Annotated in this window: 11 protein-coding genes and 1 pseudogene; 3 read left to right on the plus strand and 9 right to left on the minus strand. The window is 66.8% G+C overall.

Annotated elements, in window-relative coordinates; genetic code table 11:
• Window positions 1–571 (minus strand): annotated as a pseudogene (locus tag ACREB7_RS11890) (hypothetical protein); the annotation flags it as partial.
• Between the two features lie 126 nt (window positions 572–697).
• Here ACREB7_RS11890 and queF point away from each other — a divergent pair.
• Entirely contained in the window at window positions 698–1168 is a 471-nt protein-coding gene (gene queF / locus ACREB7_RS11895) for a preQ(1) synthase (protein WP_431592484.1), read from the plus strand.
• A gap of 69 nt (window positions 1169–1237) precedes the next feature.
• Entirely contained in the window at window positions 1238–1648 is a 411-nt protein-coding gene (locus ACREB7_RS11900) for an acyl-CoA thioesterase (RefSeq protein ID WP_431592485.1), read from the plus strand.
• Here ACREB7_RS11900 and ACREB7_RS11905 read toward each other — a convergent pair.
• Complete coding sequence (locus ACREB7_RS11905; RefSeq protein WP_431592486.1) at window positions 1645–2037, minus strand: hypothetical protein; 393 nt, start codon at window positions 2035–2037, stop codon at window positions 1645–1647. The genes ACREB7_RS11900 and ACREB7_RS11905 overlap by 4 nt on opposite strands.
• Before the next feature lie 249 nt (window positions 2038–2286).
• The gene (locus ACREB7_RS11910; protein WP_431592487.1) at window positions 2287–3573 is read right to left on the minus strand and encodes a cytochrome P450; all 1287 of its coding nucleotides are present in this window, start codon (window positions 3571–3573) and stop codon (window positions 2287–2289) included.
• Window positions 3574–3698: 125 nt separating this feature from the next.
• Here ACREB7_RS11910 and ACREB7_RS11915 point away from each other — a divergent pair, with 125 nt between their 5' ends.
• Complete coding sequence (locus ACREB7_RS11915) at window positions 3699–6410, plus strand: M1 family aminopeptidase (RefSeq protein ID WP_431592488.1); 2712 nt, start codon at window positions 3699–3701, stop codon at window positions 6408–6410.
• Between the two features lie 57 nt (window positions 6411–6467).
• Here the strand turns inward: ACREB7_RS11915 and ACREB7_RS11920 are convergent, their stop codons facing one another.
• The 6 genes from ACREB7_RS11920 to hflK all read right to left on the minus strand — a co-directional run bounded on the left by ACREB7_RS11920 (window position 6468) and on the right by hflK (window position 12812).
• Entirely contained in the window at window positions 6468–6920 is a 453-nt protein-coding gene (locus ACREB7_RS11920) for a hypothetical protein (RefSeq protein ID WP_431592489.1), read from the minus strand.
• Window positions 6917–8512, minus strand: a complete 1596-nt coding sequence (locus tag ACREB7_RS11925; RefSeq protein ID WP_431592490.1) for a helicase HerA-like domain-containing protein — start codon at window positions 8510–8512, stop codon at window positions 6917–6919. Before ACREB7_RS11925 ends, ACREB7_RS11920 begins: the two co-directional genes overlap by 4 nt.
• 204 nt (window positions 8513–8716) lie before the next feature.
• Window positions 8717–9085, minus strand: a complete 369-nt coding sequence (locus tag ACREB7_RS11930) for a VOC family protein (protein WP_431592491.1) — start codon at window positions 9083–9085, stop codon at window positions 8717–8719.
• Window positions 9086–9207: 122 nt separating this feature from the next.
• Window positions 9208–10710, minus strand: a complete 1503-nt coding sequence (locus tag ACREB7_RS11935) for a trypsin-like peptidase domain-containing protein (protein ID WP_431592492.1) — start codon at window positions 10708–10710, stop codon at window positions 9208–9210.
• Window positions 10711–10848: 138 nt separating this feature from the next.
• Entirely contained in the window at window positions 10849–11697 is an 849-nt protein-coding gene (gene hflC, locus ACREB7_RS11940; RefSeq protein WP_431592493.1) for a protease modulator HflC, read from the minus strand.
• Window positions 11697–12812 (minus strand): FtsH protease activity modulator HflK, encoded by a 1116-nt coding sequence (hflK, locus tag ACREB7_RS11945; protein ID WP_431592494.1) that lies wholly within the window; start codon window positions 12810–12812, stop codon window positions 11697–11699. The genes hflC and hflK overlap by 1 nt, the downstream gene beginning before the upstream one ends.
• Window positions 12813–12840: the final 28 nt, after the last annotated feature.

Below are 12840 nucleotides of genomic sequence, written 5' to 3' on the forward strand. Positions count from 1 at the left end.
GCCAGGCCCAGATCGGCGTCGCGCCACCCTCGACGGGCGCGGCAGGCGCCAGCGCGGCATCGCTCGCCGGCGAGGGCGCGGCGGGCGCAGCCGTCTCGGGCGGAGCGGGGGAAAAGCCCGGCGAGACGTCGGTCGCGCTGGGAGTCGAAGACGGCGAGGACGGCGCCTCGCCAGCAGTCGGTACGGCACGCGACGGCGTTGGCGTCGGGGTCTCGCGCCGATCGCCGGCCGGTTGTGCGGCGGTTCGCGGCGTCGGCGAAGCGGTCGGCTGTGTCGGGGTCACCCGCGGGGGAGCGGGGGTCGGTGCCGGGGTCGGGCTGGGGGTCGGCGTCGGACGCGTTTCGCCCGGACCCGACGGGGCGATGCCGTTGTTCGACGGCCCCTGCACCCCGGGCGCTCGGCCATCGTCACCGGGCGGCGGCAGGCGGAAATCGATCGGGCGGCCGGACGACGGCGCGGGGGTCGGGGTCTCGGCTTGCTGCGCGAATCCGGGGACGATCGTGCCCGCCGCCAGCGCGAACGCCAGCACCGCCCGCGCGCTGCCCATGATCCCGAATTGTCTGTCCGTCATTCTCGTCACGCGATCCCGATTGCCTGTTGCACGCCCGATCCGCTGAATTGGCGCTGAATGGTCCGGCCGCCCCATTCATGCGCGCCGACGGATGACATCGGCCGCGCGCGTCCCTAGATGGTTTCCATGAGTGATTCCACCCCTCCGCCGCTGGCGCCCAAACATCTCGGCCAGTCCAGCGACCTGCCCGTCTCACCGGAGGCGGCGGTGCTCGACTATGTCCCCAACCCGCGCGCGGGCGAAGTCTATCTCGTGCGCTTCGCGGCGCCCGAATTCACCTCGCTCTGTCCGGTGACCGGCCAGCCCGATTTCGCGCATCTGGTGATCGATTACGCCCCCGGCGAAACGATCGTCGAATCGAAGAGCCTCAAGCTCTTCCTCGGCAGCTTTCGCAACCACGCCGGTTTCCACGAGGATTGCACCGTCGGCATCGGCCGCCGCCTGTTCGACGAAATGCAGCCCCGATGGCTGCGCATCGGCGGTTACTGGTATCCGCGCGGCGGCATTCCGATCGACGTCTTCTGGCAATCGGGCGCCCCGCCCGAAGGGTTATGGCTCCCCGACCAGGGCGTCGCGCCCTATCGCGGGCGGGGATGACCGCCATCCCGGCGACCCGCCGGAAGATTCATCTTCCCGTCACAGTTTGTTGACATTAGTGTCAATCTTATGACCGCAGCCTCACTCCCGCACGATCACGCCATCGCCGTCGGCGCCGACGCGATCGACTTCATGGGGCATGTCAACAACGCGCATTATTTGAGCTGGGTGCAGGACGCGGTGCTCGCGCACTGGCGCCATATCGCGCCGCCCGATGCGGTCGCGGCGCATCTGTGGGTCGCGCTGAAGCACGAGATCACCTACCGCCGCCCCGCCTTCCTCGACGATCAGGTCATCGCGACCGTGATCCTCGAAAAAGTGCAGGGTGCGCGCGCCTTTTACGACACGATCATCAAGCGCGGCGAGGAAGTGCTGGCCGAGGTCAAATCCAGCTGGTGCTGCATCGACGCCGAAACGCTCCGCCCCGCCCGCCTGGCGAGCGAGGTCGTCGCGAAATTCTTTCCGGCGGAAAAAGCCTAGCTGCCGCTTTCGAGCATCGCATCGATAACCGTTTCGAGCGATTTGCAACCCTCGACGATATCCTTGATCTGCCGGATATTGTCGGGGTCGTCGGGGTTGGCGGTGAGCAGCGCGAACTTGTTCATCTGCTTGTCGAAATCGGCCTTGAGCAGGGCCTCGTCCTCGTCGGCCAGCACCGTCGCCACCGCCAGGAATTTGGTGCCCGATTTGGCCAGATCCGGATTCTCGGCTCCGTCCTCGCTGCCCAATCCCGCCATGAGTCCGTAAAAGGTCATGCACTGGATGCTGCTGTCGTAAAGCTCGCGCTCATCGTCGTCGACCGCCATCGCAAAGGCCGTGGCGGGTGCGGCGGCGAACAACAACGCCGCGGCAAGGATCGGATATTTCATGGCTTCCCCCGAATATCGACCCACGCCCGCTTTGGCATGGCGGCGCGATATCGCAAAGGGGAAAGTGCGGGGCGTTTCGGCTTTGGGGCGGGGAGCGGACATCACCTCATTTTCCATCGTCATCCCGGACTTGATCCGGGATCCCGCTTTTTTTTTGAAGCATCAGCAGGATTCGCCCCCAAGCGGGACCCCGGATCAATTCCGGGGTGACGAGGATGGACAGTGCCCTACCGGTCCGCTCCCTGCCCCCTACGCCGCCTCGAACCGGATCGGCAGCCGCTTCAGCCCGCCGACGAACACCGACTGCACCCTTGCCGGATCGCCCGCCAGTTCGAGCTTTTTGATCCGCGGCAGCAATTCCTCCAGCATGATCCGCATCTCCATCCGCGCCAGATGCTGGCCCAGGCACACATGCGCGCCGAAGCCAAAGGCGATCTGCTGGTTCTTCGGTCGGTCGGGGTCGAAGGCGAAGGGGTCGCCGAACACCGCCTCGTCGCGGTTGGCCGAGACATAGTTGAGCATCAGCCAGTCGCCCGCGCGGACCTGCTGCCCGCCGATCTCGACATCCTCGCGCGCGCTGCGCATGAAATGCTGCACCGGGGTGGTCCAGCGGATCGCTTCCTCGATCAGCCCCGCCTTGTCGCTGTCGGCGCTGCGGAAGCGCTCGAACAAAGCGGGGTTCTTCGCCAGCTCCATGATCGCCCCGGCGGTCGAGGCGCTCGTCGTGTCATGGCCCGCGGTGGCGATGATCATATAATAGCCGGCCAGCTCGCGATCGGGAATCGGACCGCCGTCTACGCTGGCATTGGCGATGACGGTGGCGATGTCCTCGCGCGGATTGGCGCGGCGGTCGGCGGTCAGTTCGCGGAAGTAATTTTCGAAATCGGCGATCACATAATGGAGCATCGCGATCGCCTGTTCGGCGCTGGTGATCGCCTCGCGGCTGCGGTTGAGCTCGGGATCGGTCGAACCGAATAATTGCTGCGTCAGCATCAGCATGCGCGGCTCGTCCTCGGCGGGCACCCCCAGGATATCCATGATCACGCGCAGCGGATAATGCGCCGCGACGTCGCGTGCGAAATCGCATGTCCCGCCCGATTCGAGCAACCCGTCGACCGTCTCGCGCGCGATCTGGCGGATGCGGTCTTCGACGATGCGCAGATTCTTGGGCATGAACCAGCTCTGGGTGAGCAGACGATATTTCATATGGTCGGGGGCGTCCATCTGCACCAGCGAGCGGATGAGATGGCCGTCGCCCCCCGGCGTCGCGGCGCGCGCGATCGCCTCGCCGTCACGGTTGGTCAGCACCGTCGGGCGGATGCCGCTGGCAAAACGCTGCGGATCCTTGCTGATCGCCATGATGTCGGCGTGGCGCGTGACCAGCCAGAAAGGGTCGACTTCCGCAGTCTCGGCGACCGCCAGCGGGGCATGGGCGCGCGCCCAGGTGAGCTGTTCGTGCAACGGATCCCAATCGCCATAAGCGACGGGATCGACGACGGCGGCGGCTACCTCTCCAGGCAATATAGGTTTTGTCATGCAACGAAGCTGCACCATGGCGCGTCGTCTGTCGAGAGCCATGCTACGCCCGCCGAAAGCGACGCGGCCGTCCACGCGGCATCGGCGTAGGCGGTGCGGCAAAATCATAACCGGGGATCGCAGCCATGAAAATATCGCACCGCCATTTGCTTGTCGCCGCCGTGTCGTCGCTCGGCCTCGCCGCCTGCGCCGCCCAGCCGGGGATCGCGCCGGTCGCCGCCGTGCCCGCCGCCGCGCCGCCCGCCTTCACCGGCGCGCCGCTGCCCGCCGAGATTCCGAGCCAGTTGCCGCGCAATGCCCGGCCGCTGCATTACGCCATCAGCGTCACCCCCGACGCCAAAGCGCTCACCTTCACCGGCGAGGCGGCGATCGACCTCGAGCTTTACGAGACCGCCAACGGCCTCGTGATGAACGCGCTCGACCTCGATGTCGTCGACGCCAGCCTGACCCGCGCCGACGGCAAGGGCGAGCCGATCCCGCTGATCGCGTCAACCGATGCCGAGGCGCAGACGGTGACCTTCATCGCCCCCGCGCCGCTCGACGCCGGAACCTATCGCCTCACGACGCACTACAAGGGCGTCATCGGCACCCAGGCGAACGGCCTTTTTGCGCTCGATTATCCCGACAAGGTGACGGGTGCCGAGGTGCGCGGGCTGTTCACCCAGTTCGAGGCGCCCGACGCGCGGCGCTTCGTCCCCAGCTTCGACGAGCCGAGCTATAAGGCGACCTTCACCCTGTCGGCGATCGTCCCGCAGGCCGACCTCGCGGTCAGCAACATGCCCGCCGCGAGCGAAACCCCGCTGGCGGGCGGGCTCAAGAAGGTGACCTTCGCCACCTCGCCCAAAATGTCCTCCTATCTGCTGTTCTTCGCGACCGGCGATTTCGAACGGCTCGCAGCGAAGAGCGACAGCGGCGCCGAAGTCGGCATCGTCTCGCCCAAGGGGTCGGGCGAACAGGCGCGCTTCGCGCTCGACAGCCTCGGCCCGCTGCTCAGCTATTACAGCGACTATTTCGGCCAGCCCTATCCGCTGCCCAAGCTCGACAATATCGCCGGCCCCGGCCAGTCGCAATTCTTCGGCGCGATGGAAAATTGGGGCGCGATCTTCACCTTCGAGCGCATCCTGCTCGACGATCCCAAAATCACCAGCGAAGCGGCGCGGCAGCAGATCTACACGACGCAGGCGCATGAGGTCGCGCACCAATGGTTCGGCGACCTCGTCACCATGGCCTGGTGGGACGATTTGTGGCTCAACGAAGGCTTCGCGAGCTGGATGGAAACCAAGGCGAGCGACCATTTCCACCCCGACTGGCAGCCATTGCTCGACCGCGTCGACGGCCGCGAGCGCGCGATGGGGCTCGACGCCTTTGCGACGACGCACCCGGTCGTCCAGAAAATCCGCACCGTCGAGGACACCAATCAGGCGTTCGACGCGATCGCCTATCAAAAGGGCGAAGCCGTCATCACCATGCTCGAATCCTATGCCGGCGAGGATGTGTGGCGGGACGGGCTGCGCACCTATATGGCGCAGCATAAATATGCGAACACGCGCACCGACGATTTGTGGAACGCGGTCGAGGTCGCGGGCGCCAAGGGCCTGACCGCGATCGCGCATGATTTCACCAACCAGCCGGGCATTCCGCTGCTGCGCGTTGGCGGCGTCAGCTGCGCCGGCGGCCGGACGACGGTCCAGCTGACCCAGGGTGAATTTTCGCGCGACCGCAAGGGCGGCATCGAGGCCGAGGGTCGGCGCTGGCAGGTGCCGGTGCTCGCCCGCGCGGGCGATGGCGCGACCGGGCGACAGGTGATCGCGGGCGGCGCCGGGACGTTGACGCTGCCCGGCTGCGGCCCGGTGCTGATCAACGCCGGACAGGCGGGCTATTATCGCACCCTCTACACCCCCGCCGCGCTCGCCGCGCTGCGCGGGCGCTTCGCCTCGCTCGCGCCGATCGACCAGCTCGGGCTGCTCGGCGACAATTTTGCGCTGGCGAATGCGGGCTACCAGCCGATGGGCGCCGCGCTCGACCTGCTCGCCGCCACCCCGCAGGCCGCCAGCCAGAAGGTGATCGGCGACGTCGCCGGCCGCTACCAGGCGCTCTACGGATATTTCGACGATCAGCCGGCGGTCCAGAAACGCATCGCCGCGATGGCCGGCGCGGCGCTCGACCCGGCGATGCGGCGGCTCGGCTTCGATCCGCGCGCCGGCGAACCCGCGCTCGACAGCGTGCTGCGCTCCGACCTGCTCGCCGCGCTCGGCGCGATGGGCGACGCCAAGGTGCTGGCCGAGGCGCGGCGCCGCTTCGCGCTGCTCGACCGCAACCCCGCCGCGCTCGACGGCCCGCTCAAGTCGCGCTGGCTCGGCATCGTCGCGGGCAATGCGACCGACGCCGACTGGGCCAAGCTGCGCCGCCTCGCCCAGGGATCGAAATCGGCGGTCGAACGCAGCACCTTCTACACCTTGCTCGGCTCGGCCAAGGATGCGGCGCTCGCCCGCCGCGCACTCGACCTCGCGCTGACCGCCGAACCCGGCAACACCGTCAGCGCCGCGATCATCGGCGCGGTCGCGGCCAACCATGCCGAACAGGCGGTCGACTTCGTCCAGGCCAATCAGGTGGCGGTCGACCGGCTGATCGACGCGTCGGCGCGCGCGCGTTTCCTTGCCGGACTCGCCGCCGCGTCGAACGATCCCGCCATGGTCGCCAAGCTCGAAACCATCGCGGCGGGCCTGCCGACCGACGTCCGCAAACCCTATGACAAGGTGATCGCGACGCTGAAGGAACGCGGCGTGAGCCGCCCGCGCATCAAGGGCGAAATCGCGAGCTGGCTGAAAAGGAAATAGGGCGCAGCCCAGCCCGACTGTCTTGCTACCCCCGCGAAGGTGGGGGTGGCGAGCAGGCTATTCGGCGAGCTGCGGCGCGCCCGCCGGCATCGCATTCTTCCACTCGGCGCGCGCCTGGCGGATCATCGCTTTGAGCGCGTCGGCGTTCCGCGCCCATGCTGCGGCACAATCGGCGGTCCATGCGTCGCCCGCCGCGAGGCCCAGTTCGGTCACCGTCAGGACGATGAAGGCGTCATATTCCTCGATCGGCAGCGCGCCATAGCTGCGGTGGGTGAACACCAGCTCGGCGACGAGCGGCCACACCCATGCCTCGCCCGAGGCCAGCCCGAACATCATCTGCAATGTCTCGTCGGTCATCCGCCGCGACGCGGCATCGACCGAGATGAAATCGGCGCGACGCTCGGGGAAAGCGGCAAAGAAACGCTCGAACAGCGGCAGGCGGATATCGATGCCCGCCTCGGCGACGGCCACCAAGCTCGCCTCCATCAGCGCGGCATCGCCCGGCCTCATTTGAACAGGCTGCCCAGGATGCCGCGCATCAGCTGCCCGCCGAACTTGCCCGCAACCTGCCGGCCGATGTTGGTCGCCGCCGAACGCGCCGCCGATTCGACCATCTTTTCGGCAAAGCTCGGCTTCGCGGCTTCGCGCGCCGCGACCTTCTCCTGCTGCAGCCGCACCTTCTCCTCGGCGACCTTGCGCTTCGCCTCTTCCTTGGCGGCGATCGCCGCCTGTTTGTCAGCCTCGTCCTGCGCCTTGGCCTCGATCGCGGCGGCCTGCGCCTGGTCCGCCTTGGCGGCGAGCAGCTCCTCGGCGCTCTCGCGGTTGACCGCCGTGTCATATTTTCCCTCGACCGGCGAGATCGACTTGATGATCGCGCGTTCCTTGGCGTCGAGCGGGCCGGCGCGCGAGCAGGGCGGCTTGATCAGCGTGCGCTCGACCGGCGACGGCGCGCCGTCGGCCATCAGCAGCGACACCAGCGCCTCGCCGACCTTCAATTCGGTGATCTCGCGCGCGACATCGACCTTGGGATTGGGGCGGAAGGTGTCGGCGGCGGCCTTGACCGCCTTCTGGTCGCGCGGAGTGAAGGCGCGCAGCGCGTGCTGGACACGATTGCCGAGCTGGCCCGCGACATCCTCGGGAATGTCGATCGGGTTCTGCGTGACGAAATAGACGCCGACGCCTTTCGAGCGGATCAGGCGCACGACCTGTTCGATCTTCTCGGCCAGCGCCGGCGGCGCGTCGTCGAACAGCAGATGCGCCTCGTCGAAGAAGAAGACGAGCTTCGGCTTGTCGGGGTCGCCGATTTCGGGAAGCGTCTCGAACATCTCGCTGAGCAGCCAGAGCAGGAAGGTCGCATAAAGCTTGGGGCTCGCCATCAGTTTGTCGGCGGCGAGGATATTGACGTAACCGCGGCCATTGTCGTCGAGGCGGATCATGTCCTGGATGTCGAGCGCGGGTTCGCCGAAGAAATGGTCGCCGCCCTGGCTTTCGAGCGTCAGCAATTGCCGCTGGATCGTGCCCACCGTGGCCTTCGACACATTGCCATATTTGACCGTCAGCTCATCGGCATTCTGCGCGCACCAGGCGAGCATCGCCTGCAGGTCGCCGAGGTCGAGCAGCAGAAGATTCTGTTCGTCGGCGACGCGGAAGGCGATCGCCAGCACCCCCTCCTGCACTTCGTTCAGCCCCATCAGCCGCGCAAGCAGCAGCGGACCCATTTCCGAAATCGTGGTGCGAATGGGGTGGCCCTGTTCGCCGAACAAATCCCAGAAGATCACCGGATTGTCGCGATACGCCCATTCGCTGTCGCCGATCTCGGCGGCGCGCGCGGCGAAAATCTCGTGCATCTTCGACGTCGGGCTGCCCGCCATCGCCATGCCGGCAAGGTCGCCCTTCACATCGGCGACGAAGACCGGAACGCCGACCGCCGAGAAACCCTCCGCCAGCCCCTGCAGCGTCACCGTCTTGCCGGTGCCGGTCGCCCCGGCGATCAGTCCGTGCCGGTTCGCGCGCTTGAGCACCAGCGACTGACGCGGCCCGTCGGGAGCCCCGCCGCCGCCAAGGCCGATATAGATTTCCGTCGCTGTGCTCGCGTCGCTCACCCTGCAATCCTCCGCTGGTCCAATTCCGCCCCCGGTCTAGAACGCGGCGAAAGGTCAGGCAATCGGCAACAAGGCCCCGGACGCGAGCGGGAGCGGGATGCGGGCAGGAGGCGATGTTGAAGAATTGAACCGATCCCCCTCCCGCAGGCGGGAGGGGAGAGCCACGTCCGCTCTCCATCCCAAAACCCCCATCGGGCCCGCCGCTCACCCCATCACAAAGGCGTTCAGCTTGTTGCCGTCGAGGTCGCGGAAATAGCCCGCATAAAAACCCTCGCCGCGCGGTCCCGGGGGGCCTTCGCAGGTGCCGCCGTTGGCGATCGCGATGTCATAGAGCCGATGCACCTGCTCCTTGTCCTTCGCCTCGAGCGCGACCATCACGCCGTTGCCGACGCTCGCGGCGTTGCCGTCGAAGGGTTTGGTTAGGCCGATCCCCGCCGCGCCGCCGGGCTTGCCCCAGGCGATGAAAGTCTCGAACTCCATCATCCGCGGCGTATCCAGCTCCGCCGCGATCGCGTCGTAAAAGGGCGCCGCCCTGGCAAGGTCGTTGGTGCCCAAAGTCACATAACCGATCATCGTCTCTCTCCCGACTCGTTGATGGAACATAATAGGAACATTGTGCGCGCCGCGCAAAGAAAAACGGGCGCCGGACCCGAAGGTCGCGGCGCCCGCCTTTGCTCGTCCCCTTGGGGACGCTGTTATTTCTTCAGGCGCAACGCGACGTCGGCCGAAGGACCGCCGCGGCGGAGGATTTCGACCAGCACCGCATCGCGGCCCGCCGCCTTGGTGTCGCTGACCACCTTGGCCAGCGCATCGCTGGTCAGCACCGCCGTACGGCCGGTGCCCGCGCTCAGGATCACGTCGCCGCGGCGAAGCCCCTTGCGTCCGGCATCGCTGTTCGCCGAGACCGATCCGATCACCAGCCCCTTGGTGCCGGCATCGACGCCGACCGCGCGGGCGATTTCGGCGGTCAGCGGCAGCACCGCGAGGCCGAGTTCGTTCTGCACGGCGGTGTCGGCCGCGCCCGCCGGATCGTCGGGGGTCGCCTGATCATCCTCGGGGTCGAAGGTCGTACCCGCGAGCTGCTCCTCGGGCGGGCGCTTACCGACGACGGCGTTGATCGTCATCGTCTTGCCGTCGCGGATGACCTCGAGCGGGATGCGCGTGCCGGGTTTGACCCGCGCGACGATGTACGACAGCGTCTGTTGCGGGGTCACGTCCTTGCCATTGACCTTGGTCACGACGTCGCCGCGCTTCAGCCCAGCCTTTTCGCCCGCTTCGCCGGGTTCGATACGGCCGATGCGTTCGCCGCGATCCTTGGGCAGGCCGAGCGCCGCCGCCATATCCTCGTCGACCGGCGTGATGCCGATGCCCAGGTAACCGCGCTCGACCGCCTGGCCCGCCTTCAGCGCCTCGATCACCGGGATCGCGGCATCGGCGGGAATCGCGAAATTGACGCCGATATTGGCGCCGACCGGCGAGATCAGCATGTTGTTGATGCCGACGACATTGCCCTGCAGGTCGAACAACGGCCCGCCCGAATTGCCGCGGTTGATCGCGGTATCGGTCTGGATATAGCGGTCATAGGCGCCGCCCTGTCCGAGGTTGCGCTGCACCGCCGAAATGATGCCCGCAGTCACCGTCGAGCCGAGACCCAAGGGATTGCCGATCGCGACCACCCAGTCGCCGACGCGCGCGTCGCTGCCGGTGGCGAATTTGACGAAGGGCAGGCCCGACGCGTCGATCTTGAGCAAGGCGAGGTCGGAGGCGACGTCGCGTCCGACGATCTTCGCCTTATATTCCTTGCGGTTGGTCAGCGTCACCGTGACCTCGTTCACTTCCTCGCCACGCGGGCCGCCGGAGATGACGTGGTTGTTGGTGACGATATAGCCGTCGGCCGAAATCAGGAAACCCGATCCGCCGCCCTGCTGTTCCTGGGTGATCGGCTCGCGGGTGCCGGCGAACGGGTTCAGCCGGACGCCGAGCGTGACCTCCTGCTTGGTCGCGATATTGACCACCGCGGGCTGCAGTTGCTCGACCAGGTCGGCGAAGCTTTCGGGCGCGCCCGAGCGGGGCACGACCTTGGCGATTTCGCTCGATTCATTCTGCGCAACCTGCGCGCCGACCGGGGACTGGGTGACGAGCGCCAGCGCCGTGCCACCCGCCAGCAATGCCGAAGTGATGCCATATACATAACGCACGATCGAAATTCCTTCTCTTGCGAAAACTCTCTTACCCCGGCGGCGGTTGTCTGCGGTCCCGTGGCTGAACGGCAATTGAACATGAACGGACCTTGCAGTTGCCATTCATTCGCCGCTCATTCGCGGCGCGACGCCGGTTCAATTGCCGCGGAAACGGCGCAGATATTCATTGTCGGTCGACAGGATGATCGACGTCGCCCCCTCATTGGTCGGGCGGAAGGTCTGATCATAACTCTGCATCGCGCGATAGAAGTCATAGAATTCGGGATCCTTGCCGAAGCTTTCAGCATAGATGCGCGCCGCCTCGCCATTGGCGGCGCCGCGGATGATCTCGGCCTCTTTCTGACCCTCGGCGCGGATCGCGGTCGCCACCTGCTGGCGCGCGGTGCGCATGCGGTTGAACGCCAGCTGCAGCGTCTCACCCTCGGGCAGGTCGGCGCGCTTGATCCGCACGTCGATCACCTCGGCGCCATATTTGTTCGCCTCGCGATTGAGCGCGATCTGGATATTGTCCATCACCGCGCCGCGCTCGGGCGACAACAGGGTGGCAAAGGTCCGTTTGCCGAGTTCGTTGCGCAGCGACGAGCCGAGGATCGTCGCCAGCTGCTGCTGCAGTTTTTCCTCGGTGCGGATCGCGGTGTACATACGCACCGGGTTGGTGATGCGGAAGCGCGCGAAGGCGTCGACCTGCAAGCGCTGCTGGTCGGTCGACAGCACCTGCTGGCGCTCCATGTTCACGCCCAGCACGCGCTTGTCGATATATTGGATGCCGTCGGTAAAGGGCACGCGCAGCACGAGGCCCGCGCCCGAACGCCCGAAATCCTCATTCGGCTTGTACCGGTTCACCGTCCGCTCGATCTCGCCGAAGCGCAGGATCAGCGCCTGCTTGTCCTCGGGCACGATCGCCAGCGACTGCGACAGGATGACGAGCAGGACGACGACGCCGATCAACAGACGCATCGGACGCTGGGTCAGATTCTCGAACATCACTGGCCTCCCTTCGGGGCGGGTGCGGGGGCGGACGTGGCTTCCGGCGCCTTCATGCGGCGCTGCACTTCGGGAAGCGGCAGATAGGGGGTGACCCCGCGCGGCTCGACGATCGTCTTGTCGACGTTCGACAACACCCGTTCCATGGTTTCATAATAGAGCCGCTGGCGCGTCACCTGCGGCGACAATTTATACTGCTCGTAAATCTTGTCGAACGCCGCCGTCTGGCCGCGCGCGCCTTCGAGCACCTGCGCCTCATAGGCGCGCGCTTCGTTGATCGCCGATTCGCGCTGCTGCTGCGCGGCGGTGACCGCCTTGAACGCCTCATCGACTTCGCTCGGCGGGTCGACCTGGCGGATCGCGATGCCCTGGATCGTCACACCGGCACGATATTCGTTGAGCAGCGCCTGCATCCGCTGCTGCACCTGCGCCTCGATGTCGACGCGGCCCGGGCCGATCGCCTGGACGAGGTCGAAATTGGCGACCGTCGCGCGCATCGAGGTTTCGGCGACCTCGCGGATCGTGCCCTCGGGATCGGCAAGCTGGAAAAAGAACAGCTGCGGATCGCGCACCGACCAGCGCACTTCATAGGCCAGATCGACCAGGCTCTGGTCGCGGGTGAGCACGAAATTCTCGTCGGTCGCGTTGGGCGAACCGATCGGCATGGTGCGGATGGCGCGCACGTCCTCGAGCCGGATGCGTTCGATCGGCGCCGGCCAGGTCAGTTTGACGCCGGGGCCGACGGTGCGCGAATAGCTGCCCAGCCGGGTGACGACGCCTTCCTTTTCGGGCGGCACGATGTGGATGGACGAAAACAGCCCCCAGATCACGACGACGCCCAGGATGCCCCATTTCCACAGCTTCGCCGAATCGCCGAAGTTGATGTTGCCGCCGCCGCCATTGCCGTCACCGCCGCCGCCAAAGCTGCCGCGCCCCTTGCGCAGCAGTTCGTCGAGCGCCGAGGGGCCGCGCGGCTTGCGGGCGCGGTTGATATCGACCGGATCGGGGCTGACCCACGGGTTGCGCGGGCCGGGCTTCTTGCCGCCGCCATCGCCGCTGCCGCCGCCGCTCTTGCCGTCGTCGCCGCCCTTGGGGCCCCATGGGTTGTTCGCCATCGCGGCGATCGGTCCGAAAAATTGCCGC

This window comes from Sphingopyxis sp. (assembly GCF_050725615.1).
Taxonomy (GTDB): Bacteria; Pseudomonadota; Alphaproteobacteria; order Sphingomonadales; family Sphingomonadaceae; genus Sphingopyxis.

Coding starts and splice junctions, on each gene's coding strand:
- ACREB7_RS11930 (WP_431592491.1), bottom strand. CDS start 9,085: ATGATCGGTTATGTGACTTTGGGCACCAACGACCTTGCCAGGGCGGCG.
- hflK (WP_431592494.1), bottom strand. CDS start 12,812: ATGGCGAACAACCCATGGGGCCCCAAGGGCGGCGACGACGGCAAGAGC.
- ACREB7_RS11920 (WP_431592489.1), bottom strand. CDS start 6,920: ATGAGGCCGGGCGATGCCGCGCTGATGGAGGCGAGCTTGGTGGCCGTC.
- ACREB7_RS11900 (WP_431592485.1), top strand. CDS start 1,238: ATGACCGCAGCCTCACTCCCGCACGATCACGCCATCGCCGTCGGCGCC.
- ACREB7_RS11915 (WP_431592488.1), top strand. CDS start 3,699: ATGAAAATATCGCACCGCCATTTGCTTGTCGCCGCCGTGTCGTCGCTC.
- queF (WP_431592484.1), top strand. CDS start 698: ATGAGTGATTCCACCCCTCCGCCGCTGGCGCCCAAACATCTCGGCCAG.
- hflC (WP_431592493.1), bottom strand. CDS start 11,697: ATGTTCGAGAATCTGACCCAGCGTCCGATGCGTCTGTTGATCGGCGTC.
- ACREB7_RS11910 (WP_431592487.1), bottom strand. CDS start 3,573: ATGACAAAACCTATATTGCCTGGAGAGGTAGCCGCCGCCGTCGTCGAT.
- ACREB7_RS11905 (WP_431592486.1), bottom strand. CDS start 2,037: ATGAAATATCCGATCCTTGCCGCGGCGTTGTTGTTCGCCGCCGCACCC.